This window comes from Streptomyces sp. SAI-170, assembly GCF_049739565.1.
In the GTDB taxonomy this organism is placed as follows: domain Bacteria; phylum Actinomycetota; class Actinomycetes; order Streptomycetales; family Streptomycetaceae; genus Streptomyces.
Genome location: NZ_JBMGQD010000001.1, coordinates 8519519 through 8543095 on the forward strand (window position 1 = coordinate 8519519; position 23577 = coordinate 8543095).

The 23577-nt window shown below is 70.7% G+C and carries 20 protein-coding genes and 1 pseudogene; 13 read left to right on the forward strand and 8 right to left on the reverse strand.

Going from position 1 to position 23577, the window contains the following annotated elements:
- The first annotated feature begins 23 nt into the window (after window positions 1-23).
- Entirely contained in the window at window positions 24-920 is an 897-nt protein-coding gene (locus RKD23_RS38235) for a LysR family transcriptional regulator (RefSeq protein ID WP_424857942.1), read from the forward strand.
- An 802-nt stretch (window positions 921-1722) separates the two neighbouring features.
- Here RKD23_RS38235 and RKD23_RS38240 read toward each other — a convergent pair.
- Window positions 1723-3258 (reverse strand): alpha/beta hydrolase family protein, encoded by a 1536-nt coding sequence (locus tag RKD23_RS38240; protein ID WP_424857943.1) that lies wholly within the window; start codon window positions 3256-3258, stop codon window positions 1723-1725.
- A gap of 323 nt (window positions 3259-3581) precedes the next feature.
- Here RKD23_RS38240 and RKD23_RS38245 point away from each other — a divergent pair, with 323 nt between their 5' ends.
- Window positions 3582-4955, forward strand: coding sequence for a sensor histidine kinase (locus tag RKD23_RS38245; protein WP_424857944.1), 1374 nt, complete (start codon window positions 3582-3584; stop codon window positions 4953-4955).
- A complete protein-coding gene (locus tag RKD23_RS38250; RefSeq protein ID WP_424857945.1) occupies window positions 4952-5617 on the forward strand; it encodes a response regulator transcription factor in 666 nt (221 codons plus the stop codon). The genes RKD23_RS38245 and RKD23_RS38250 overlap by 4 nt, the downstream gene beginning before the upstream one ends.
- Before the next feature lie 18 nt (window positions 5618-5635).
- Here RKD23_RS38250 and RKD23_RS38255 read toward each other — a convergent pair whose 3' ends face one another.
- Together RKD23_RS38255 and RKD23_RS38260 are read right to left on the reverse strand one after the other, a co-directional pair.
- The gene (locus RKD23_RS38255) at window positions 5636-6460 is read right to left on the reverse strand and encodes a DUF1684 domain-containing protein (RefSeq protein WP_424857946.1); all 825 of its coding nucleotides are present in this window, start codon (window positions 6458-6460) and stop codon (window positions 5636-5638) included.
- Between the two features lie 62 nt (window positions 6461-6522).
- Entirely contained in the window at window positions 6523-7446 is a 924-nt protein-coding gene (locus RKD23_RS38260) for an LLM class F420-dependent oxidoreductase (RefSeq protein WP_424857947.1), read from the reverse strand.
- 634 nt (window positions 7447-8080) lie between these two features.
- Between RKD23_RS38260 and RKD23_RS38265 the strand changes: the two genes are divergently transcribed.
- Window positions 8081-9322, forward strand: coding sequence for a vanadium-dependent haloperoxidase (locus tag RKD23_RS38265; protein WP_424857948.1), 1242 nt, complete (start codon window positions 8081-8083; stop codon window positions 9320-9322).
- Between the two features lie 206 nt (window positions 9323-9528).
- On the opposite strand, the gene RKD23_RS38270 is transcribed toward RKD23_RS38265, so the two are convergent.
- Window positions 9529-9897, reverse strand: a complete 369-nt coding sequence (locus RKD23_RS38270; protein WP_424857949.1) for a MerR family transcriptional regulator — start codon at window positions 9895-9897, stop codon at window positions 9529-9531.
- 58 nt (window positions 9898-9955) lie between these two features.
- Window positions 9956-10996 (reverse strand): MDR family NADP-dependent oxidoreductase, encoded by a 1041-nt coding sequence (locus tag RKD23_RS38275; RefSeq protein ID WP_424857950.1) that lies wholly within the window; start codon window positions 10994-10996, stop codon window positions 9956-9958.
- Between the two features lie 557 nt (window positions 10997-11553).
- Between RKD23_RS38275 and RKD23_RS38280 the strand changes: the two genes are divergently transcribed.
- The 8 genes from RKD23_RS38280 (at window position 11554) to RKD23_RS38315 (ending at window position 18742) form a co-directional block, all read left to right on the forward strand.
- On the forward strand, window positions 11554-12450 hold the full coding sequence (locus RKD23_RS38280; RefSeq protein WP_424857951.1) for a TauD/TfdA dioxygenase family protein: 897 nt from the start codon (window positions 11554-11556) through the stop codon (window positions 12448-12450).
- On the forward strand, window positions 12447-13340 hold the full coding sequence (locus RKD23_RS38285; RefSeq protein ID WP_424857952.1) for an ABC transporter permease: 894 nt from the start codon (window positions 12447-12449) through the stop codon (window positions 13338-13340). The genes RKD23_RS38280 and RKD23_RS38285 overlap by 4 nt, the downstream gene beginning before the upstream one ends.
- Window positions 13337-14068: an ABC transporter ATP-binding protein gene (locus tag RKD23_RS38290; protein ID WP_424857953.1), complete on the forward strand. Its 732-nt coding sequence runs from the start codon at window positions 13337-13339 to the stop codon at window positions 14066-14068. Before RKD23_RS38285 ends, RKD23_RS38290 begins: the two co-directional genes overlap by 4 nt.
- A 42-nt stretch (window positions 14069-14110) precedes the next feature.
- Window positions 14111-15166, forward strand: coding sequence for an aliphatic sulfonate ABC transporter substrate-binding protein (locus RKD23_RS38295; RefSeq protein ID WP_424857954.1), 1056 nt, complete (start codon window positions 14111-14113; stop codon window positions 15164-15166).
- Window positions 15163-16488 (forward strand): LLM class flavin-dependent oxidoreductase, encoded by a 1326-nt coding sequence (locus RKD23_RS38300; RefSeq protein WP_424857955.1) that lies wholly within the window; start codon window positions 15163-15165, stop codon window positions 16486-16488. Before RKD23_RS38295 ends, RKD23_RS38300 begins: the two co-directional genes overlap by 4 nt.
- 184 nt (window positions 16489-16672) lie before the next feature.
- Complete coding sequence (locus RKD23_RS38305) at window positions 16673-16963, forward strand: hypothetical protein (protein ID WP_424857956.1); 291 nt, start codon at window positions 16673-16675, stop codon at window positions 16961-16963.
- A 182-nt stretch (window positions 16964-17145) separates the two neighbouring features.
- Complete coding sequence (locus RKD23_RS38310) at window positions 17146-17373, forward strand: hypothetical protein (RefSeq protein WP_424857957.1); 228 nt, start codon at window positions 17146-17148, stop codon at window positions 17371-17373.
- A 613-nt stretch (window positions 17374-17986) separates the two neighbouring features.
- A complete protein-coding gene (locus tag RKD23_RS38315; RefSeq protein WP_424857958.1) occupies window positions 17987-18742 on the forward strand; it encodes a class I SAM-dependent methyltransferase in 756 nt (251 codons plus the stop codon).
- A 392-nt stretch (window positions 18743-19134) separates the two neighbouring features.
- Here the strand turns inward: RKD23_RS38315 and RKD23_RS38320 are convergent.
- The 3 genes and pseudogenes from RKD23_RS38320 to thpR form a co-directional block, all read right to left on the reverse strand.
- Window positions 19135-19558 (reverse strand): annotated as a pseudogene (locus RKD23_RS38320) (transposase); the annotation flags it as partial.
- A 94-nt stretch (window positions 19559-19652) separates the two neighbouring features.
- A complete protein-coding gene (locus tag RKD23_RS38325; RefSeq protein WP_424858433.1) occupies window positions 19653-20708 on the reverse strand; it encodes a hypothetical protein in 1056 nt (351 codons plus the stop codon).
- 1478 nt (window positions 20709-22186) lie between these two features.
- Window positions 22187-22771, reverse strand: a complete 585-nt coding sequence (thpR, locus tag RKD23_RS38330; protein ID WP_424857959.1) for an RNA 2',3'-cyclic phosphodiesterase — start codon at window positions 22769-22771, stop codon at window positions 22187-22189.
- Between the two features lie 360 nt (window positions 22772-23131).
- Between thpR and RKD23_RS38335 the strand changes: the two genes are divergently transcribed.
- Window positions 23132-23560, forward strand: coding sequence for a hypothetical protein (locus RKD23_RS38335; protein WP_424857960.1), 429 nt, complete (start codon window positions 23132-23134; stop codon window positions 23558-23560).
- Window positions 23561-23577 lie beyond the last annotated feature (17 nt).

Below are 23577 nucleotides of genomic sequence, written 5' to 3' on the forward strand. Positions count from 1 at the left end.
TGCGATAATCCATGCTTATGGAAATGGACGTGGACCTGCGTGACCTGGAACTCCTCGAAGCCACCGCCGACGCCGGTTCGCTGACCGCCGCCGCCGAAAAGCTCTACGTCAGCCAGCCGGCCCTCAGCCAGCGGCTGACCCGCCTGGAGAGCCGGCTGGGCATGCGGCTGTTCGACAGGCGAGGCCGGCACATGGTGCCCACACCGGCCGGGAGGCGGATGCTCGTCGCGGCACAACAGATTCTCGGGGAACTCGAATCCGCGACCCGGGACCTGCGGGAGATGCGCGTCGGCCGCGACCGGCGGATCCGCTTCACCGCACAGTGCAGCACCACCCTGCAGTGGCTGCCGCCGGTGCTGCGGGCCTTCCGCGAGCGCGTCCCCGACGCGGACGTACGGATCGAGACGGTGGCCGACGACGCTCCGATCCCCGCGCTGCTGGCGGACCGGGTCGATGTGGCGCTGGTGACGAAGCCGGACAGGCAGATGGACCGGGTGGAGCTCACTCGGCTGTTCGACGACGAGATGGTGGCCGTCGTCCCGGCCGACCACTCGTGGGCGACCCGGCCGCACCTGACCGCGCGGGACTTCGACGGAGCCGACCTGGTCCTCTACGACGTCTACGACCAAAGCCGCATCCCGTCCGTCCCGCTCCCGCTGCCCCCGCAGGCCCGCCCTGCCCGGATCACCACCATGCCGGTGGTGACGGACCTGGTGATCGAAATGGTGGCGGGCGGCCAGGGCGTGACGGTTCTGCCGAACTGGGTCGCCGCCCCCTACGTCTCCTCCCACGGCCTCGCCCTGGTCCGCATCGGCGCGCGCCCCCTCACCCGCACCTGGTTCTGCGCCACCCGCCAGGGGCCGCACGCACCCCACCTGACCGCCTTCGTCGAGGAGCTCACATCCCGTCTGACGGCGTGAAGCTCAGCGCTTGGAGCGAGCAGGTGATCGGCATGGCATCGGCACCTCCGTCTTTCACCGGCGGCCGTTCGCTTCAACGCGCCGCCCGCTGCCGGGCAGACAGTTCCGGTGCGGACCAGGTGCGCGGCGTAACTCCCTCTCGTGCGCCAGGGAGGCGGGACATGCGTTCATGGGGGCGCTCCGGCCATGGGCGGTGGCGAGGGCGACGGTCTCGCTCTGCAGGGAATCGGTCACGGCGGGCAGGCTGAGCTGCAGGTCGTCCCACATCGAGGAGCGCGCGCGTGCGGGGCACGCCGGCGCTGCCCCTCGACTCCACGTTTCTCGTGAGCGCCGTCGTTGTCGGGCCGACGCGGGCGTAGCAGGCGCGCGAACAACGTGCTTGCCCGAGATCGCCGTAGCCACCGGGCCGGCCCGCGCCTCGGTGACGGCGATGGTCACGCCGGCTCGGTGCAGAACTGCCGTACGCCGTGGAGCGTGGTGCGTAGCTTCCGCAACTCATGAGATTGCTGGCAGTGTCCGGACTGCTGTGGGCGAACCGGTTTCCGGGCCTGTTGTCGAGGCCTCAGCGCTCGACGGTGATGCGCACGCCCGGGTTGAAACACACGCCGCCGGACGCCACCCCACGATGGTCCTCCGCGTCACGGTGGTGCGGGCCTTGGCCCGACCGGCGCTGTGCTGCCCCCGGCGGTCGGCCGCCGCTCGGCGAGGACCTGTCTGCGGCATGCCGCAGCGCAGGGACGGGCCAGGTGTCGAGCCGGGTCGGGCTCAGTGCCGGACGGACGGGCCGGCGCGGCGCAGCCGGTCAGCGCGGGGCGTCCGGGCGGTGGACGCTGAGGCTGCCGTAGGCCGACAGGGCGCCGGCCAGGTCGCCGGGCGTGTGGCGCAGGGTGGTGTCCAGGAAGGCGAGCGTGGTCGCGGCGACGACGCGGGTGCTCCCGGTTCGGCCCAGGGAGCCGACGATCGAGGGAACCGGCGGCAGGTACAGGGGGCCGTCCATGAAGGTGAGGTGGGCGGCGCCGGGGACGGTGAGGCGGTAGCTCGTCGCGGTGTTGGACGCGAGGGCCTCGGTGAGGCGGGGCAGGTAGCGCGGGTCCGTGCTCGGGGTGATGGCCTGAGTGAGCGCTAGCGCGGGCTGGTGGAGGGGCGGGGAGAGAGGGCCGTGCGGGTAGCCGTCCAGGTCGATGACGGCGGCGAACCGGGGGTCCTGCCGGGCGGCCTGCAGGGCGGCGGCACCGCCCATGGAGTGGCCGGCCACCGCGGCCCGGCCGGTGTCCAGGCGCCCGGCCAGCGGGTCGCGCCCAGCCAGGGGACCGAGTCCGGTCAACGGGTCTGCGGGCGTGCCCCGGTCCAGGCTCTCCAGCTGGGTGAGGACGAAGCCGAGGTCGGAGGCCCTCACGGCCGTCCAGCCGACCGCGAGCTCCTCGTCCTCCTCCCGGTCGCCGGTGGAGGCGGTCGCGGCGCGGATCGTCCGGCCGTCGGCCAGGACGACCGCGGCAGAGTCGTACGGGTGGTCGAGGGCGGCCACCACATAGCCGTGGCTGGCCAGTTCCTCCGCCCAGGCGGTGTTCTGGGTGCGCACCCCGCCTGCCCCGGGAGAGAACAGCACGAGCGGGAACCGTTCGTCCCCACCGGCCACCGGGGCATCGAAGACCGCGCGGGTACGGGCCCGCGGCACGCCGTCGACCAGGAAGCCGGGCAGGCCGACGGCACCGGCGAGGGCGTCGGAGACGGTGCGCGCCTCCTGCTCCGTGCGACCGAGGTACTGGGCGCGCTGCACGCCCGCGGGGCTCTGCTGAGCGGGGTACCAGAGCTGGACCACGACCGTGCGCCGGTCGTCCAGGTCGGCGGTGAAGGTCTCGGGGCGGCGGGGGTCGGTCCACTGCACCACCCGGGTGCCGACGGCGAAGGAGCCCGAAGGCGCGGGGAACACGGGCACGGGAAACGCCCACGCGGCCACCGGCCCTGTGGCGATCAGGCCGAGGCAGACCGCAGTCCCCGGCAACGCCAGCCACCACCGCGCCCGCCACGCCGGCCTGCCAGGACGGCGCCGAAGCGGCCGCAGCACGGGGGAGAGGGCGAGCGGCAGCGCGACGGCACCGCCCGCCAGCACCGGCAGGAACTGCCAGCGGATCCCCACCGCACCCAGCACGATCGCGAACAGCGTGAAAACCGCCGCCGCCGCGATCGTGACGCTTGGACGGGCAGCAGGGGGAAGCCAGCGCGCCACCACCAGCGCGACGGCGCCCAGCACGGCGAGGAACTCCGGGAGGGACATGGGCAGGCCCGCGGTTGTCTCAGTCACCCCGCCATCCTCGAAGCGGCGCACTCGGTGGCACATCGGCCCGCGGTCTCCTGTGCATGCCACGCCAGTCGCCATCGGACACCTCGCCAGGGCGGCCGCTGTGCGACCGCAGGAGGTATCCGGGCTCCTCCTTCGGTCGTACGCCGGCACGACGCCCCTCAGACGCCGGACGCATGTGCGCCGCCGCCCCGCCACCTACCGTGGCAGGACGGACCACCGCAGCGCGGGGACGCGGGCGGCCGTGGCCGGCACCTGTCCCTCGGCCCACCTCCGGCCGTACGCGGCGACAGCCCCGATCCGGGGGGTGCGGGGGCCGCCACGACGCAGCAACGACAAGGGACATCGAGAGGGACGTGGTGATGGCAGACGCGGCGACAGGGCCCGGCAGGGCCCACCCGGTACGTCACCGGGGCCGCGCCCCGCGAACGAGGCTGGCTGGACTGCCGCCGCCGGACACCGGCCGCGCCACCGCCGTCACCGCCACCGGGCAGGCGACGCGACGGCCGGAACCGGCACGATCCGCCCGGCGCCACGGCCTGCGGCCGCCGCCGGCCGTGCGGCGCGCGCTGTCGCCCGCGCCGGTCCTGCCGGCACTCCTGCTCCTGCTCCTACTCCTGCTCCATGTCGCGGCCACCCGCGCGCCCCACGAGCTCCCGCAGGCCGCGGCCCTGACCGCCGCCCTTACGCTGCCTCTGCTGTGGCGGCACGGGGCCCCGCGCACGATGTTCGGCGCCGTCGCCGCCGCAGCCTTCGTCCAGTGGCTTGCTGACGTCCAACTGCCGGCGGACATCGCACTGTTGGTGGCCCTGCATGCGGTGGCCGCGCACTCGGGTCGGCGCGCGGCGCTCGTCGCCGGCGCCGTCGTGGAGGGCGGAGCCCTGTTGGCGTGCCTGCGCTGGGCGACGGGCGGCGCGTTCCTGGCCCCCTTCGTCGCACTGACCGCGACCGTAGTCGCCACCGTCGCCTTGGGCACGAACGCACGGACCACGCGCGCCTACCTCGCCGCACTGGAGGAACGGGCCGCACTCCTGGAACGACAGCAGGACCAGCAGGCACGACTGGCCGTCGCCGAGGAACGGACCCGCATCGCCCGCGAGATGCACGACATCGTCACCCACAACCTGTCCGTCATGGTCGCGCTCACCGACGCCGCCGTCCAGACCCAGCACCGGTCACCCGACAGGACCACCACCGCGATGCTCCAGGTCTCCGAGACCGGCCGGCAGGCCCTGACCGACATGCGGCGCTCGCTCGGCATCCTGCGGGCCGACGAACCCGACGCACAGCGCCACCCCCTGCCCGGCATCACCCAGCTCCATGCCCTCGCCGACCGGATGCGCACCGCCGGGCTGCCGACCCGCCTCAACGTCCTGGGCAGCCACACCCACGTGCCGGCCACCGCCCAACTGACTGTCTACCGGCTGGTGCAGGAAGCGTTGACCAACACCCTCAAACACACCCCCGCCGGCACCCACGCCGATGTCCGGATACGGTGCTCCGCCGCAACCGTCACCGTGGACATCACCGACAACGGCGCCCGCCCGCGCCTTCCCGATCCCGGCCCTCACCCTCCCGGCGACGCCCCGCCCGGCGCGTCAGGCCAGGGCATCCCCGGCATGCGCGAGCGCTCGGCCGCCTACGGCGGGACACTGCGGGCCGGACCGCTCCCGGGCGGCGGCTGGAAGGTCCACACCCGCCTCCACCTCGACAGCCACGGAGCAGCACCCGCATGACGATCCGCATCCTGATCGCCGACGACGAAGCGCTGCTCCGGATGGCCTTCAGCGCGATCCTGGACGCCCAGCCCGACATGACACCGGTCGGCGAAGCCGCGGACGGCTCCGAGGCCGTCCGCCTCACCCGGGAACTGCGCCCCGACGTCGTCCTCATGGACGTCCGGATGCCTGGGACGGACGGAATCGAGGCGACCCAGCGGCTCACCCGTGTCTCCCCCAGGAGCAAGGTACTGATCCTCACCACCTTCGACCTCGACGAGTACGCCTTCGCCTCACTCGCCGCCGGAGCCTCCGGCTTCCTGCTGAAGAACACCAGGCCCGAGGAACTCCTCGCAGCAATCCGCAACGTGGCCGCAGGCGACGCCGTCCTCTCTCCACGGATCACCCGCCGCCTGCTCGACAACGTCCGCCACCACCTGCCCCACGGCGCCAGCACCGACCACCACCTCGAACGGCTCGGCCGGCTCAGCACCCGCGAACGCGACGTCCTCGTCAAAGTGGGCAAAGGCCTGTCGAACGCCGAGATCGCAGCGGCGCTGCACCTTGCCGAAGCAACCGTGAAGGCCCACCTCGGGCGGATCCTCCAGAAACTCGGACTCCGCGACCGGATCCAAGCCGTCGTCTTCGCGTACGACAGCCGCCTCGTCCACCCGGCGTGACATCACCTTACGTCCGCCTCAGGAACCGCCACGCTCGCGGGGGATCTTCTGGCCGGCCTCGATCGCCACCGGCAGCCGGTTCTCGGCCGGGGGCAGCGGGCAGGTTGCCAGGTCCGTGTAGGCGCACGGCAGGTTCGCGGCGCGGTTGAAGTCCAGGACGACCGTGCCGTCGGCGGCGGGCGGATCCAGGGACAGGGCCCGGTTGGCGGCGTACGTGGTGACCCCGGAGGTCGCGTCGGTGAACAGCACCATCAGCCGGCCGGCACCAGGGCCGGGAAACGCGGTCAGCGACAGCGGGCGCCCTTCCAGCTCGAACTCGACCCGGCCCGGAGCGTCGTACACATGCTCGAGGCCCTCGACCGCGGCGCCCACGGTGGTCGGGCGCGGAGTGTCGAAGGGGACGTAGCGGCCCGTCACGGCCCAGCGCGGGTCGGGGGCGTAGGCGGGCGTTCCGGTGAAAGCGGTGCGCAGCGGCGCGTCCGGGTGCCGGGGACGCACGATGTCCTGGCCGCCGCGCTTGGCGACCTCGATGACGGCGTCGTTCCAGACGGCGTCTACGCCGCCGCGCTCGGGAAGCACGCCGAAGCGGTGCTCGCCGCGCACCGGCGTTCCGTCGACGACCAGTTCCTCGCCCTCGTCGAGGTCTACGACGACGCCTTCGGGACCGGTGCGCCACGCGCCGGGCGCGTCGGGGAAGCGCTGGGGTCGGTCGTCGAGCCAGTGCAGGCCGGTGATCGCCAGGAACCCGTGCGGGGCGGCGAGCCGGGCCTCCTGGGCGCGGTACCACTCCAGCCAGGTCTCGGTGAAGGCATGGAGGTCCGTGGTGGTGGCCTCGGTGGTCATGGGGAATCTCCTTCGTGCCGGGGGTGTCTTCGGGCAGGGTGCTGGTGAGCCGACGGGTGTACTCAGCCGGCCAGTTCGCCGAGGAGTCGCCAGGTGCGTCGGCGGTCTGCTTCTCCCGCGATCTCGGTGGCCGAGAACACGACCTCGGTGGCGCCGGCGTCGCGGTAACGGCGTACCTCGGCCTCGACTGTCTTCTCGTCGCCGATCACGGCCAGGTCGGCGGCCCGTCGAGCGCCGGAGAGTTCGATGACCCGTGCGTAGGACGGGATCTGTTCGTAGAAGGCGAGGTCTTCGGTGGCCTTGGCCCGCACAGCATCGACGTCGTCCGTGACCACGCCGGGCACCAGGGCCACGATCCTGGGCGCTGGGCGGCCTGCGGCCTCGGCCGCGGCCGTCAGGGCGGGCACGATGTGGTCCGCCAGGGCGCGCGGTCCCGCCAGGTAGGGCAGGATCCCGTCGGCCAGCTCGCCGCTGGCCCGTAGAGCCTGTGGCCCCATCGCGGCGACGAGCAGGGGGACACCGCTCTCAGCACCCGGTACCCGCGCCGGGATCGGGGTGGTGGCGGTGAGCAGTTCGCCGTGGAAGTCGGCCGTGCCGGTCTCGGTCAACTGCCGCAGGGCGGTGAGGAATTCGCGCAGCCGGGCGATGGGCCGATCGAAGGGCAGGCCGAAGCCCGCCTCGGTCAGCAGTTTCGTGCCCAGAGCCAGACCGAGGTGATAGCGGCCGTGGGTCGCGGCCTGGGCGGTCTGGGCCTGGCTGGAGACCAGCAGGGGGTGGCGGCCGAAGACGGGTATCGCGGAGGTGCCGACCTGCAGTCCGGGGACCGCCCGCCCGACGATCGCCGCGAGCTGGGGTGAGTCCGCGCCGAAAGTCTGCCCGAACCAGGCCGACCTGAGACCGAACTCCGCGGCGTCCTGGGCCAGTTGGACGGTGGCGTCGACCTGGTTCGGTGCGTCGGACGCGTTGAGCGCTACTCCAACAGTCATGTCAGTTCAGAACGGGCTTGGGCCGAACCCGCATTCCGGTCCGTGTGTGACAGCTTCTTGTCAGTCATGTGTACTCAGTCATGAGCGAGAGGCCGGCCCGGAGGCTCAGCCCGTCTGTCGTTGCTCCGGTGCGGACCGGTGGGTGAGGGGTGCGCGCAGGCCGAGGTTCTCGCGCAGGGTGTGGCACCGGTGAGCATCAACGCCTCCGCCTGTCAGCGACTTTCTGTGAATGTCAAGGTCGACCATGGGCGCATGGTCGTCTCACCCGCTGCGACCCATGGTGGACGCATCTTTCAGGGTGTGCTTTGATCCGGCCATGGAGACCACGGGCACGGCGCACACGGTGCTGCTCGACCCGTTCTGGGTGGGCCGCCGCGCCGACCAGTTCGACCAGGTCTGTTGCTGATCGCCGTTCGACGGCACGCGTTCCCGCTCTTCTCTTTCTGCCGGCAGCTTCTCTCGCCCTCAACCGGCCGCTCTTGCCGTCCCGCCCGTCGGCCCCGCGTCGGCGCACCACGCCGACGCGGTTCCCCGCTCCAAGGATCGACCTGATCCCACGTGACGCGGGTGCCACACCTCGCCCTCTTCCTGCCTCAGCGGCCTTTTCACCTCTACCGAAACCGAAGGAGATTCCGTGAGTTCGACCAGAATGCGGCCCGCCCTCGTAGTCCTGGGTGCGGCGGCGCTGTTGACCGCGTCCGTCGCCGTTCCACAGGCCTCGGCGGCCGGTCGTACGTCCACGTCCCTCGCCTGGTACGACGCCACCGCCGAGACCATCGCGGCGGCCGGGGCACCCACCCAGATCACCAACAGCCGTACGTGGGCCATCAGTTGGCTCGCAGCCGCCAGGGCCACGCGGAGTGTGCCCCCGGGAGTCGAGCGCGGTGCGTATCAGGAGGCGGCGCTCGCCGGGGCCGTACACCGTGCGCTGGTGACGCTGGCCCCGAGCCGTGCGGAGCAGCTCGACGCGACGTACAAGGAGACCCTCGATGCGATCCCCGATGGCCCGGCTGAGGAGCGGGGCGTCGCGGCGGGGGAGAAGCAGGCCGATCTTGTCCTGAAGTCGAGGGAGGGCGACGGCCTGGACCCTGCCTCGGTCAACGCGCCCTATCCCGTGCAGCCCGCGGCGCCGGGGGTATGGCAGCCGACGCCACCCGGCCACGCACCGGCGGCGCAGTACGGCAATCGTCTCGCCAAGCCGTTCCTGCTGACGTCGCAGAACCAGTTCCGGCTCGCCCCGCCGCCCGCCCTCGACTCCCGGCGCTACGCCGCCGACCTCGCGGAGGTGCGGGCGTACGGCGCCGTGGACAGCGCGGTGCGCAGCGCGCGCCAGACCAAGACGGCCACCTTCTGGCTCGGCTCCTCCCTCACCCTCTACACGGAGCCGCTGCGGGTGGCGCTCTCGCGCACGGGCCAGGGGATCGCCGGGCAGGCGCGGCTGGTCGCGCTCTTCCACGTGGCGCTGGTGGACACACAGATCGCCACCTCCGACAGCAAGTACGCCTACGAACGCTGGCGTCCCGTCACCGCGATCCGCACCGGCACCATCGACCCCGATCCGGGCTGGACGCCGCTGCACACCACCCCGGCGCATCCGGACTACCCCAGCGGGCACAACACCTACGCGGGTGCCGCGCAGACCGTGCTGTCGGCGCTGGTCGGGCCGCGGACCTCCCCGTTCGACCTGACCAGCCCCACCGCGCCCGGGGTGACCAGGACGTACACCGCCTGGAAGCAGCTCTCGGACGAGAACGTGGACGCCCGGGTCTTCTCCGGTATCCATACCCGGTCGGCCGACGAGGCGGGGATCACGCTCGGCACGAACGTGGCACGGTACGTCCTGCAGAACGCGGGACGGCTCCTCGCCCCACGCTGACCTTCCGAGCGCTCACCGGCAGCGCGACGCCCACTGCGTGGTGCCCACGCAACGCAGGCCATGCCCGTACCGGGGCCCCGCCGTCGCACGGGGCCTCGGCGGGCCGGGCTCATGCGAACGCCGCCGCGTCGCGCAGTGCCTGGTCTGCGGCTGCCGGTGAGTCCGGCCCGGGGGGATCGAGCCGCGAGCAAGCCTCGTACGGCGGCTCAGGCCTGTCCCGTCTGCCGTGCAAGGCGGGTGCGCAGGCCGGTCAGGCGGTCGATCTCGGCGTCGATGGCCGCCAGCCGGCGTGCGACCACGCCGGAGCCGCGGGCGGCGGGGTCGTTGTCGGCACAGCGCCGTTGCGGATCCTCGACCAGGAGCTGGATGCGGTCGGCGATGCCGCGCAGGTCCTCGACGGTCAGACCGAGGGCGAGCAGTTCACGAATGACGCGGACGCGGGCCACGTCGTCCGGCCCGTAGCGGCGTTGGCCCGTGGCCGTGCGCGGCGGCGGGGTCAGCAGGCCGCGCTCCTCGTAGAACCGCAGGGCCCGCGGGGTGGTTCCGGCTGCCGCCGCCGCATCTCCGATCCGCATCCCGACCTCGTCTCACTCCGTGCCCGCCCGCTCGCCTCTGACACACGGCGCCGGTGCTTCAGTGTGACGGCAGCTCCACCACGACGGTGCCGAAGTGCCGCCCCTCGAACAGTTCCTGCAACGCTCGCGGGGCCCGTTCGATGCCCGGGATCCGCACGTGCGGAAAGGAGATCGCACCGGAACGCAGCCAGTCGCCGAACCGTTCGGCCCATTCCTCCGCCACTCCCGGATGGTCCGTGCCGCTGTAGCCGCGCAGCGTGATCCCCTGGGTGATGACGCGGAAGGTGTCGATCTCCACCGGCGCGCTGTCACCGTCCAGGTGCGGTGACAGCTGGCCGGCCAGTGCGCCGACGAGAGCGAAGCGGGCCCCGCGGCGGGCCACCCTGAGCGCAGCGGTCAGTTGCTCGCCGCCCACGGTGTCCACCAGGAGGTCGATGCCGTCGGGTGCCGCCGCGCTCAACTGCCGGGTGAGCGTGGGGAGTCCGCCGTCGGGCACGACCACCGCGTCGTAGCCCAGCTCGGTGCGCAGCCGGTCGGCCTTGGCCGGGGAACGGGTAGTGCCGATGACCCTTCCGGCGCCCAGCAGCCTGGCGACCGGACCGGCCAGGGTCCCCACCGCGCCGGCCGCCCCGGTGACGAGGACCGTGTCGCCGGGGCGGATGTCGGCAAGCCGCGTGAGCGCACCGTAGGCGGCCACCCCGGACGACAGGTGGGCGACCGGGTCCGGCAGAACATCACCGACAGGTGTGCAGTCGGCTGCGGCCAGCAGCGCGTGCTCGCGCCACCCGAGCAGGTGCGTGACGGCGTCTCCCGGTTGCAGTGGGCTGCCCGCGCCCGCGGCGACGACCTCACCGACGGCAGGGCCGAAGAGCACGTCATCGGCGCGGATCGGCGGAAGCGGTGCGGCCCCGGGTTCCGCTCCGATCAGGGTGCGCAGCCCGGGGAAGACAAGGAAGTACCGGCCCCGGACGAGGACTTGTCCCGGGCCGGGCGCGGTCAGCGGCCGTTCGACGACGGCGAAATGCTCAGGGCCGGGCAGCCCCTCAGGGACGGTGACGAGGCGGACCTCACGGGTGGTGGCGGGCAGGAAAGCGGCCATGGAAGGCTCCTGATCGAGGGAAGCGGGCCCAGCGCGGACGACCGGCCGGTGCGGGCGCGCAGACGCTAGCCCTTGACGCGCACGTGAGGGGCAAGTGCGGCGGCCTGTGCGATCTCCACGAAGAGGCGGAGGCGTTCTCCGTGTCCGCGATGCAAGACCTGTCCGGAAAGTTGTTGACCGACGTGGCGGACCTCTGCTGAACTCCGGTCTTATGAACCCGCGCGTGGACCTCACTCGGCGGCGCCACATCGATCTGGCGCACGTCTCCAGCGCGTTTTGTTGTCGCTGACGCGGCAAGGGATCGTCGGATCCGTCTCCTGAGGGCTCCCCTCTCCTCTCATCTCCTTCTCGTATGAGCCGGGAGCCTGTTCGCGCACGCCGACGCGGTCACTGAGAACGCGGCTGTAGCAGTCCTGCGACCAGGCGTCTTCTCTCCGGCCGGCCCAGTCCGGTGTTCCGTGTGGTCGACCACTCCTGCGCCGCACCCACCCCTTTCACTCGACTCCCCGTTCCCCAGCACCCCTTGGCGTGCCCATCTGCCCGGGAGGGATCCCCTCATGCCTCCGTCCATCCGTAAGCTCAGCGGCCGCATCGGCGCGGTCGTCGAGGGCGTCGACCTCGCGGCGCCACCCGACCTCTCGACAGTCACGACGCTCCGAGACGCCCTCAACGAGCACAAGGCCATCGTGTTCGACGACGTGCAGCTCGACAACGCCGGTCAGGAGCGTGTGGCCGGGTGGTTCGGCGACCTCACCACCGCCCACCCGAACGTGCCGGCCGCCGACGGCACGACGAACGTCCTCGCCGTCGACAGCGCGACGTCCAAGGCCAACGAGTGGCACACGGACGTCACCTTCGTGGTCAACCCGCCGCAGCTCACCACGCTCCGGTCCATCGTGACCACGCCTTACGGGGGTCAGACGCTCATTGCCAATGCCGCCGCGGCCTACCGCGATCTGCCCGAAGCGCTGCGCTCCCTCGCGGACACGTTGCGCGTCGTGCACACCAACCAGTACGACTACGCCCGGCCTTCGGCCACGACGGTGCAGCGACAGGAGTACGACCGGGTCTTCGTCTCGACGCCCTACGAGGCCGAGCACCCGGTCGTGCGAGTCCATCCGCTCACCGGCGAACGCGGGCTGTTCATCGGCGGGTTCGCCAAGCGGATCGTCGGCCTGTCGAGCAGCGACTCGGCCGATCTGCTGCGCCTCCTCCAGTCGTACGTGACCCGTCCGGAGAACATCCTCAGCTGGACATGGTCTCCGAACCAGCTGCTGATATTCGACAACCGGATCACCCAGCACTACGCGGTGGACAACTACGACGACCACCCGCGCCGCCTGAACCGGGTGACGGTCGCAGGAGAGGTACCGACCGGTGTCGACGGCCGCCGCAGCGAGCAGCTCGTCGGCGACGCCTCGCACTACAGCAGCGTGCTGGCGGTGGCGGCATGACCGAGGTCGGCCTCGAGGCGCCGGCCGTCACCAAGGGCCCGGACGCCGAGACGACGAGCGTGCGGGAACGTGAGGTGTTCCTGCCGCGCGACGCCCGCGGCCGGACGCCGCTCAGCGCACTCCGCGACCGCCTGCGCTGGCCGCTGGGCATCTACACCACCCCGGTCGCGATCCTCCTCGCCTGGGAGATCCTCGCCCGGGCCGGAGCGGTGTCGAAGACGTACGCCCCCGCGCCGACGGCGATCGTGAAATCTGCCGCCGATCTGTGGCAACAGGGCGTCCTCGGGCCGGACTTGGCCATCTCGCTGCAGCGGGCCGGCATCGGTCTCGCGATCGGTCTGACGGTGGGCATCGTCACCGGGGTGCTCGGCGGGCTGTTGCGCAGCGGTGAGTACCTGTTCAACGGCCTCGTGCAGGCGCTCAACACGATCCCCCTCCTCGCGGTGCTGCCGCTGATGATCGTGTGGTTCGGCATCGACGAGCTCACGAAGGTGCTGCTGATCTCCTTCGGTGCCGGTGTCCCGATGTATCTCAACCTGTTCGCCGCGATCCGGGGCGTCGATCAGCGGCTGATCGAGATGGCGCGCACGACGGGCGCGGGAACGTGGCGTCTGGTGACGCGCGTGCTGGTGCCCGGAGCCCTGCCGGGGTTCCTCGTCGGCCTCCGGTTCTCCCTCGCCTACAGCGTCCTGGGCCTGGTCGCCGCCGAAACGGTGAACGCGGACAAGGGACTTGGCTTCCTCATCACTCAGGGGCAGACGTATCTCCAGACCAACCAGGTCTTCGTGGGGCTGGTGATCTACTCGCTCCTCGGTCTGATCGCCGACCAGTTCGTCCGGGCTCTCGAGCGGGTGCTGCTGCGGTGGCGCCCCGGTTATGAGGCGTCATGAGCAGCACGATCGCGACGGAGCCCCGTCGGCAGACCGGGGTCGTCGGTGAGCAGGTGGTCCGTCAGTTCGGTGACCGGGTGGTGCTCGACCACCTCGACCTCACCATCGCCGACGACGAGTTGGTGATCCTGCTCGGTCCCTCGGGCTGCGGCAAGAGCACCCTGCTGCGGCTGCTCGCCGGACTGGACCGGCCCGACGGCGGGCGCGTGGAGGTCCCGGCACGCAGAGCGATCGTCTTCCAGGCCGACCGGCTGCTGCCATGGCAGCGGGTGCTGCGCAACGTCACGCTCGGCCTGCACGGGGCCGACGCTGAGCAGCGGGCCCGCGACGTGCTCGCCGAGGTCGGCCTCGCGGGCCGTGAGAAGGCGTGGCCCAAGGAGCTCTCCGGCGGAGAGGCCCAGCGGGTGTCGCTGGCGCGGGCGCTGGTCTCCGAGCCCGAACTCGTCCTGCTCGACGAGCCGTTCGCCGCCCTTGACGCGATCACACGGCTGCGCATGCACGACCTCGTACGCGCACTGCGGACCAAGCATCAGGCGGCCATGCTGCTCGTCACCCACGACGTCGACGAAGCGATCGCGCTTGCGGACCGCATCGTCGTCATGAGCAATGGCCGCATCGGCACCTCGCACGAGGTGCACCTCACCGCCGCGGACCGCGAAGCGAGCGTCACGCGCGAGGAACTGCGCACACGGCTCCTGGAAGACCTCGGCCTGGCCGGCCGGCACTGACCGTCCGAACACCTTCACCCAGCACAGAAAGCACGACAACCCATGCGAAAGAGAACCGCGAGACTCATCAGCGCCGTCGGCTCGCTCGCCCTGGCGAGCACCCTCGCAGCCTGCGGATCCTCGTCGGACACCCCCGGGCCGCTGAGCAACGCCGCCGACGCGAGCGACGCGGGGCACCCCGAGTGGAGCAAGTACACCTTCACCATCGGCGACAACGGCGGTGACGGCAGCCAGGAACTGGCGAAGATCACCGGCGTGTTCGACAACGCGCCCTACAAGGTGAAGTTCGCCCGGTTCACCTACGGCCCGCCGCTGGTGCAGGCAGCGGCCTCAGGCGACATCGACCTCGGCAGCGTCGGCGACGTACCGCCGATCACCGGTGCCGCGAAGGAGTACGGCTTCAAGATCGTCGCCGTCAACCGCTCGCTCACACCCGAACAGGCGCTGGAGAACATCATCGTGCCGAAGGGCTCGAAGCTGAAGACGGCCGCCGACCTCAAGGGCAAGAGGATCGCTGTCCCGCAGGGAAGTTCGGCCCACGGACTGGCCCTGAACGCGCTGAAGAGCGTCGGTCTCAAGCCCAAGGACGTGAAGCTGGTCTTCCTCGACCCGGCGGCCGGCGCGACGGCGTTCAACACCGGCAAGGTGGACGCCTGGTCGATCTGGAACCCGCAGTCGGCGATCGCGGTCAAGAACGGCGCCCGGGTCCTGGTGAAGGGTCTCCCGCCGATCGACCAGACGAGCAGCTACTACGTCGCGACCGACAAGTCGCTGAAGGACAAGACCAAGCGTGCGGCTCTCACAGACGTCCTGAAGAGGCTGTCGCGGGAGTTCGCCTGGGCCGTGAAGAACCCGGACACATACGCGCAGGCGCTCTCGAAGGAGCAGGGCATCCCGCTGGCCGACGCCAAGGCGTCCCTGGCCGCCTACTCGAACCGGGTGACTCCGGTGGAGAAGGCGGACATCGAACTGGAGCAGAAGCTCGCCGACGCCTTCCTGGAGGCCGGTCAGATCACCAAGAAGGTCGACGTCCCGTCGATCGTCGACAACCTCCTCCCGGCCGGTTACGACAGCTCGAAACGGAAGGTCACCTCATGAGCGAGAGACGGCGGCTGCACCTCAACGCCTTCCTCATGGAAGCGGGTCACCACGAGGCGGCGTGGCGGCTCCCGCACAGCAATCCCAGGGCGGACTTCGACCTACGGCACTGGATCGAACTGGCCCAGCTGGCGGAGAGCGCCAAGTTCGACTCGCTGTTCCTCGCGGACGGCCCGGCTCTCATCGGTACCGGCGAGTTCCGGCCCCCGGGCCAGCTCGAACCGCTGACCCTGCTGACCGCGCTGTCCCAGGCGACCAGCAGGATCGGCCTCATCGCGACCGTGTCGTCGACGTACAACGAGCCCTACAACCTCGCGCGCCGGCTCGCCTCGGTCGACCACGTCAGCGCAGGTCGCGCCGGCTGGAACATCGTCACCTCGGCCGGCGCGGACGAGGCGGCCAACTTCGGCCTCGACAACCGCCCCGACCACGCCGAGCGCTACGCCCGGGCCGACGAGTTCCTGAAGGTCGCCAAGGCGCTGTGGGACAGCTGGGAGTCCGAGGCCGTCGTCGCGGACCGGGACACCGGGCGTTACGCCGACCCTGCGCTGCTGCACCGGCTCGGCCACCGGGGCAGGTACTTCAAGGTGGCCGGCCCGCTCAACGTCGAGCGTCCGCCGCAGGGTCACCCGCTGCTCGTCCAGGCCGGGTCCTCCGAGGACGGCAAGGACTTCGCGGCCCGCCACGCCGAGGCGATCTTCACCGCCCACACGACGTACGAGCGCGCAGCCGCCTTCTACGCAGACATCAAGGCACGAACCAGGGCCGCGGGGCGCGACCCGGACGGCGTCATCGTCCTGCCGGGCATCGTCCCGTACATCGGGTCGACCGAGGAAGAGGCCCGGGCGCTTGCTCGGCAGTTCGACGAGCTGCGCGTCCCGGAGTACGGGCTGCGCCAGCTGGCCGCGGTGTTCGAGACCGAGCCGTCCGTCTTCGAACTCGATCAGCCACTACCGGAGTTCATCCTGGCGCGGCCGAAGCTGGAGGGCTCGCAGAGTCGTTCCGACCTGATCATCGATCTCGCGGTGCGCGAGCGGCTGACGGTTCGGGAGATCATCTCCCGACTCGGGGGCGGCCGCGGTCACTTCGAGTTCATCGGCACACCCGAGCAGGTGGCGGACACGATCATCGCCTGGTTCGAGGGCGGTGCCGCGGACGGCTTCAACATCATGGCCCCCGCGCTGCCGTCGGGCCTGGCGGCCTTCGTCGAACACGTCCTGCCGATCCTGCGCGGCAAGGGGCTGTTCCGCGAGGAGTACGAAGGCACGACACTCCGTGAGCACTACGGGCTCTCCGTGCCTGCGAACCAGTTCCATGACTGACCCGCTTGCCGGGCTCTGATCCGCTTCCCACGACCGGCCCGCTTCCTATGGCTCACCCGCTCGCGAATCCCGCCGCTTCCACTTCCCGAAGCGGCGGGAGTCCGCCCGCGCTGCGGGTCGGGCCTGGGCAAGAGGTACGAGGACGGCTTCACTGCGGTGGCCGGGCTCGGCCGGGAGATACCGGATGGCGCGATCTTCGGGTACGACCACCGCAGCCGTCAGGCCCGCCCCGCGGCGCGAGCACCCCGAGAAGGCGAAGACGGAGCCGGCCACCGAGGCGCAGGTGAAGTACCTGACCACGCTCGCGGAGACGCTCGGCAAGGAGCGGCTCGACGCCGAGTTCGCCAAGGTGATCAAGGGCAGCGCGACATCGCCCCGCGCTCCCTGGCAACTGCGCGACGGCCGCGAAGCGGCTGACCAAAGCCAGGGCCGCAAGCTCATCACCGCCCTGGCCGGCCACGACTGGTCCGCCTAGCCGCCGGCGTCGTCCTCGTCCAGCTCCGGCGCGTCCGGGTCGCGCAGCGGGCGCGGGGGCCGGGCCCTCGGTGGAGGAGTGGCGCGCTCCCGGACGAGCATCCGCGAACGCTCCACTCGCGGTGCGCCCGTCTGCGATCATCGACCCGTCTCTGAGCGAGCGACACGAACTGAGGTAGCACCATGGCGTGGGCCTATGCGGAACTGGCCAAGGAAGCAGCCAAGCGCGGCGGCCCCGTCGCGCTGCGGTACTTCTACCGAGCCCAAGGCGCCCTTATCGGCGGTGCCCTCACCGGCGGCGCCATCGCCGGGACCGTGGCCTATGACAAGTGGAGCAAGCGCCGTGCCGCCGCCGCTGCTGAGCCCGTGGCCGAGAGCACCACAGAGGCTCCGGCCCGCGGCGACGCCTAGGAGACCAGGCACAGCTGAACCCGCCCCGGTGAGGCCGTTCTTACTGGCCCGGGGATCCCCGGGCCCCTGGGTCGTTTCCGCAGGTCGGCATACGACGGTCGGGGCGTCACGGTCGATTGGCCCTGGCTACCGGCCGGTTAGTTGTTACCTGGTGTCCTAACTGGGATTCCGGGGCCGGCACGGGCGAGTCAGCTGCCGTCGGCGGCCGTGTCGATGACCAGTCTTTCGGCGACCCGCGTTCGCCGTGATGGAAGAGGTACTCACCTCCGTGGCAGGGAAAGGGGGTGCTCAGCGACGGCGGGGTGGGCGATGCCGCGCCCGCGCGAGCCGTCCTCGCCGTAGGCATCGCCGTCGTCAGCCCAGATGATGACCAGTCTCTTGCCGAACTGGCCGCCTTACTTCACGGGGTGGGCCTCGGGGCCGTTGTGGCCCGCGCGATGCGGTCTTCCGCCTTTCCGAAGCGCCGAACACGGCGAACGATCGAGCGGATCAGCTCGCGCTATCCGCGGCACGGGCGGACGGGTTGTCCTTGCGAAAACCATTGGTGCCCGGCTTGCTCCCCTGATGGACTGACGTCCCGCCGTGAGTCTGCTGTGTGACGGAGGTAGCGGTTGTGACGGAATATGACGTGCTTGCCGAGGTGTACGAATGGCTCATCTCGGATGCAAAGTTGCCTCCCGCCGAGTTCGCTGCGTCGTTCGATGACGTCCTCAGTCTCCTGCCGTCGAACGCTCACGTCCTCGACTGTTCGTGTGGAACGGGACAGTTGGCGGTTGGCCTCGCCGGTCGTGGCATGCAGGTTGTCGCAACTGACGCCAGCGAAGCGATGGTTCGCCGGACTGCAGAGCTGTCTGAGGAGTTCGGGACTTCCGTCCGGGCCGTGCGGGCGAACTGGGAAGAGCTGCCCGATCATTTCGAGGACGACACGTTCGACATGGTGTTCTGTGTTGGCAACTCGCTTCACCATGCCGCGGGCGCGACAGGCAGGGGTGCTGCTCTGGAGTCGATGTCACGGCTTCTGCGCCCTGGCGGGCGCTTGGTGCTCACATCCCGCACTTGGGAACTCGTGAGGGCCAGAGGTTCCCGGCTGGACATCAGGGATCGACTCGTCCGACGAAACGGTCGCGATGCCGTCGTGGTCTACCGCTGGGAGATTGCGCCGCAGTGGGAGGATGAGCACCACATCGAGATTGCGATCGCCCAAGTTGATGCGACTGGGCTGGTTCTTGTCCGCTCGGAACTGCTGTCCTGCTGGCCCTACCGGTACGAGGAACTCGAAGTCGAGCTGAACCGGGTCGGACTCCGGACGGAAGTGAGCACGTTCGATCTTGAGGCCGAGAACTACATGGTGGTCGCGAGCAAGGTATAGACACCGGACTCTGAGTCCCTGGCAGGACCGCGCGGTTGCTCGCAGGACGCTTGCGCCCTCTCACCGGTGCGGGTTCAGGCGCTCAACGCTACGCCTCGGACGAGGAGTGATTTGGTGGCTGTACCCGAGGGCATCGGCAACGAGCGACGGAGGGCGTTCGAGGACGAGTTCGCCAATGGCCTTCGCACCGGCGCCGGAACGACATCCCCTGGATGTTCCCCAGCACCCTCGCCGGCCGCCACCTACACCCCAACACCGTCATGGGCCGACTCCGTGATCTCGGCGTCAACCTCCTTGGCGCGCTCCGGCTCCGGCACCGGCTCCACGATGCCCGATGGCCGCCGTCCCCCGTCTGTCGCCTCGGTCCACTGCCCGACACCACCTCGGCCGACTTTGTCGGCCAGGATCATGACCGGCGTGGTCCTGGGCCGGCTGAGTGGCCGAGGTACCCGTAGGCGGGCCATGACCTCGGGGAATGCAGGTGCGTCACCGGCCTGCCCGGTGTGACGAGGAACGCAAGCGGGCGGCAGCTGCTGTCCGCAGCGAGGTGGATCTTGGTGGTCAGCCCGCCGCGGGACCGGCCGAGGGCATGGTCGATCGGCTCGCCGGTTGGTGCCCCTTTTGACGAGCCCCAGCGGCGTGCTGGTGGGCTCGGACTAAGGTGGAGTCGACCGCGACGACCCAGTCGAGATCACCTTCGGTGTCGGCCTGAGCGAGCAGAGCGGTGAAGACCTTCTCCCACCGCCCACCCCGCTTCGGCGTCCTGTCCGGCAGCAACGGCTCAATGCGTGCCCACTGGGCGTCAGTCAACGACACAGCTCAACCAACGATCAGATGATCCGAAGGAAACGGCCTAGCGGCCGCTACTGCAGTCCGGCAGTGGCGGTGCAGTCGCTGATGGGTAAATGGCTTACTGGATCAGCTCGATGTGCGGATGGTCCGGAGATACCGGGCAGACGTGCAGCTGTAGATCGTAGCCTCGGGCGAGGTCGAGCATGGTCGGGTTCGACGGATCGGGATCGGTGGTGGACGGCGTGGAGCGCGCTTGGTCCTGGTCGGGAATCCAGTCGGGAATGTGCGCGTTCCATTCGGCCGAGGCGATGGTCAGCAGCGGATCCATCTTGGTGCCGCATGAGGAACAGAGCCGGGGCTCGGGATCGGTGAGGCCCCAGCGGGTCCATCCACCGACCTTCCAGCCGGGAGCGGTGGACAGCCTGTCCGTGTACAACTCGGCGTAATAGGCCTTCGAGTAGGGCGTGTCAGCTGTGTCCAGCGGGGTGCCGGCCGCCTGCCACCTGCGCCAGTCTTCCAGCTGCCGTTGGAGTTCCTTGCTCAGTTCCATGAAGTGGGGGTATTCGGTGATCTGCTCCGGCGCGAGCAGGCACGGCTCCGGCAGGTAGCCGGGGAACTGGATCGAGGGCGGTCCGGGAGGTGTCTCGAGGATGTCGGTGACAGCGGCGGCGGACCGCCAGAACAGCGCGGTCTCGGGCTGCGCGGGATGGTCGAAGGGGCACCACAGCACCTGGAGAAGGTCCGCTCCGGTCTGTCCTGGCGGGCGCAGCAAGGGTACGTCGCGTACGTACAACTGGGCCACGGGCAGCATGGCGATCGGGCCGTCAGGCCATGGGCGGCCGACCTCGATCCGTTCCTCGATCGCCAGCTCCTCGGGTGTGTACCGGGTCACCGAGGGATCGCCGCCGGGCCGGTTCGCCGCTGCTGCCCGGATGCGTCGCCGCTGCCGCACGTCGTCCGGCGAGAGGATCTGGTTCACTCCGTCCCACTCGTGCGGTTTCTCGCAGTACGGCCACGGCTCGTCGGCGGGCCACAGCAGTGGCCCGCCGACGGAGCTGTCGTGCGGCGTGGGCGAACCGGGGCGGGGATGCAGCCGGGTCGCCGTGCGTGCCAGCGAGGCCAGTTGGGGGACGACCGCGGTGACGTCGACCAGCCGCGGTGGGGTGGTACGGATGCGGAGCGCAGCGTCGATGCTCCCTACCCGCTCGGCACACACCGACCGGATCTCCTCCAGCAGCTCGGGGTAGTGCTCGCCGTACGTGTGCAGCGCATGTGACACCGCGTCCAGTGCCGCTGTGAGCGGGGCGGGTCCGGCGGCGGCAAGCACGGCGGGAAGAGCGAAGTGCGGCTGTGAGATCAGTCCCGGGGTGCGCGGTGTGACGGCCGGGTGCATCACCACGACCTCGCTTTTTGTGCCCGCGGATGTCGGTGGGACGTACGGAGACCGCTCGGGAGGTATCGCTTCGAGCACTGACGTGTCCGGCACGCGAGGGTCGGAGCGCAGGGTCTCCCGCATCCGCTCCGTGTCGTCGAACGGCGGCGGGAGGGGGCGTCCTTCTGTCAACGCGGAGAGCGCCTGGGCGACCCACGGCACCTCGGTCAGGCCCGCAGCCTCGCAGGCCCGCCTCGCGGCCACCGACGCCACCGCACGCTGGACCTCGGGGCCCACAGCATCGAGGGCGTGCACCAGGTCGCTGTCGAAGCGGAGGAGATCGAGGACATTGCTCTCACGGGCGCCGTGCAGTCTCTCGCTCGGCAGCCGTCCGCCCCACTCCCACTCTTCGTAGTGCAGCCGACGCTCCTCGGCGGCCCGTTCCGCCCGTTCCTCGGCGGCTCGTTGGAACACCTGGCGAGTCAGTCGTTCGGCCTCGGCAAGCTGCTCGGGTGTACGCGCCGTCGCGCGCGCGTAGCCGTGCAGTTGCTCGGCCAGCCGCGAGGTGTGGCGGATCACGACGTCCGGGCCAGGCGGGGCAGGCCAGAACTGCAGGAGGTAGCTGTCCAGCTGGGGCTCCCCGGCCGCTCTGGTGGGAACTTCCCTTCCCTCGTCCATCCCCCGGGCGCAGTACCGGACCCGGTAGTCGGCCGAGGTGAGACCCAGCTCCCACGCTGCCTCGCCGTCCCCCTGCACCAAACGTGTGCGTTCCGACTCGGGGCGGAAGGACACCTCCATCACGTCCTCCCAGGCCGGGTCCAGCACAGGGGCTTCGTCGTGGACTTCCACGACGAAGCCGACGCCGCCCGTGTACAGCCCAGTGAGCAGGAGGATCACACCCGGAACCGCAGCCCCGCACAACCCCCCGTTCTGGCCTGCGAAAGCCTTGGAGAGGTCCGGTCTGGCACGTTCCATATCGCTCTCGACGTATATCTGACCGCTCTCAACATGCACCTCGCCTGCGACCAACCTACGCACAGCGCCCCCTCCTCAGGGACGGCCTTGGGGCGCCCTTGTCGGGCCGGCCGTCACGTGATCCGATCATGCCGCAGGCCACTGACAACCGGGCCTTACGGTGCCGTCGGACCGGCGGTGGTATCGGTGATGGGGCCACCTGCGTTGCGATGCCGACCTCCGCGTGACCGCCCGCCTGCGCCCTGATTCGGCCTGCGCCAGGCGCGCACGGGCGGACCATGAGCGGCCGACGAAAGTGGTCGTGATCACTGGGCGCCGGTGAAGCGCCACGCCTCGATGTCGCGGTAGCGGATCGGCCCTGGGCCGCGACTGTAGTTGCTGCCGACCAGGTGCAGGCGCTCGGCATGCCAGCGCCGGCCGGTGAAGGCGGCGAGTTCGGTGGCGACCTGCGGCACGCTGAAGGGGTCGTCGCGGCGAGCGCGGGCAAGTGTCAGGTGAGGCCGCAGAGGGCGTTCCTCCCACGCCACCCCGCACTCCGTGACCAGGTCGCGGATCTCGGTGGCCAGCGTGTGCAGCCTGGCCAGGTCTCCGTCGATCCCGGTCCACAGCACCCGTGCGTCGAAATGGCCGCTGCCGCGCAGCGCCAGCGCCACGGGGGCGCGCCGCGCCGCGAGGTCCACGAGCGGCTGACGCAGCAGCGGCACGACCCTCACCGGGAGTTCGCCGAGAAACGCCAGGGTGATGTGCCAGTCCTCGACGCGGTTCCATCGCATCTGAGGGTACGTCTGGTACGCGGGCCGCAGCTCTCGCTCCAGCTCCTCCTTGGCGTCGTCAGGCGGCGCGAGCGCTATGAACACGCGGACGGTGGAGGCATCGGACTGTTCGTTCACACAGGACTTCGTACACCACCGCCCAAGCCCGAACCGAATTCGAGGGCAGCGCTCACACAGGACACTGCCGCTCACCACCGGCCGACAGGTAGACCCCATTTCTGCTGTGGGGGGATGTCGACGCGGCCTGACGGCTCGGCAGGCCAGTGCGGCGGCCTATGGCTGGGAGAGCAGGATGCGCTGCTCCTCGCTCACCCGGTGTCGCCTCGGACGGTGCCTGAGTCAACGCGGCGTTGGGCCCGGTGACGTTCGCCTCGCTGCCGACCGGCTGAGGGTCCGGACGCCTCGCCAGGCGCGAATTACCCCAGGGGGGTAACGTGCCCGACATCGACGAACCGCAAGTGTGACCAGGTGGAGATGATGGTGGCAGGGGCAGCTCCCAGCGGCGGCTCGGCCGTGCGCTGGACGTACGGGGCTTTCCTCACCCTGTGCCTCGCGCTGGCCGTGCTGGTCCACCACGAGACGGCGGCGATGGGCGCCTCCCGCATGACAGGTGCGTCGCCCGTGCTGAGGGGTGCTGCCCATGCCGGCCACGTCGCGCCGGGCGAGGCGGTGCCGACCGCCTGGGAGCCGTTCTTTTCGCACGGCGTCGACTCCGGTGGTTGCGATGCCCCCGACATGCGGCATTGCAGCATGGCCGGCATCAGCTCTCCGCAACTCGTCGAGCCGACCGAGGACAGGCTTCCACCACTCTCGGACCTTCCCGAGGGCGTGGCGGCCTCGGTGCCCTCCAGCAGCGTCGAACGAGCCCCGCCGGACCTCTCCGTCCTCTCCCGACTGCGCATATAGGCGCAGCCGGGCGGCAC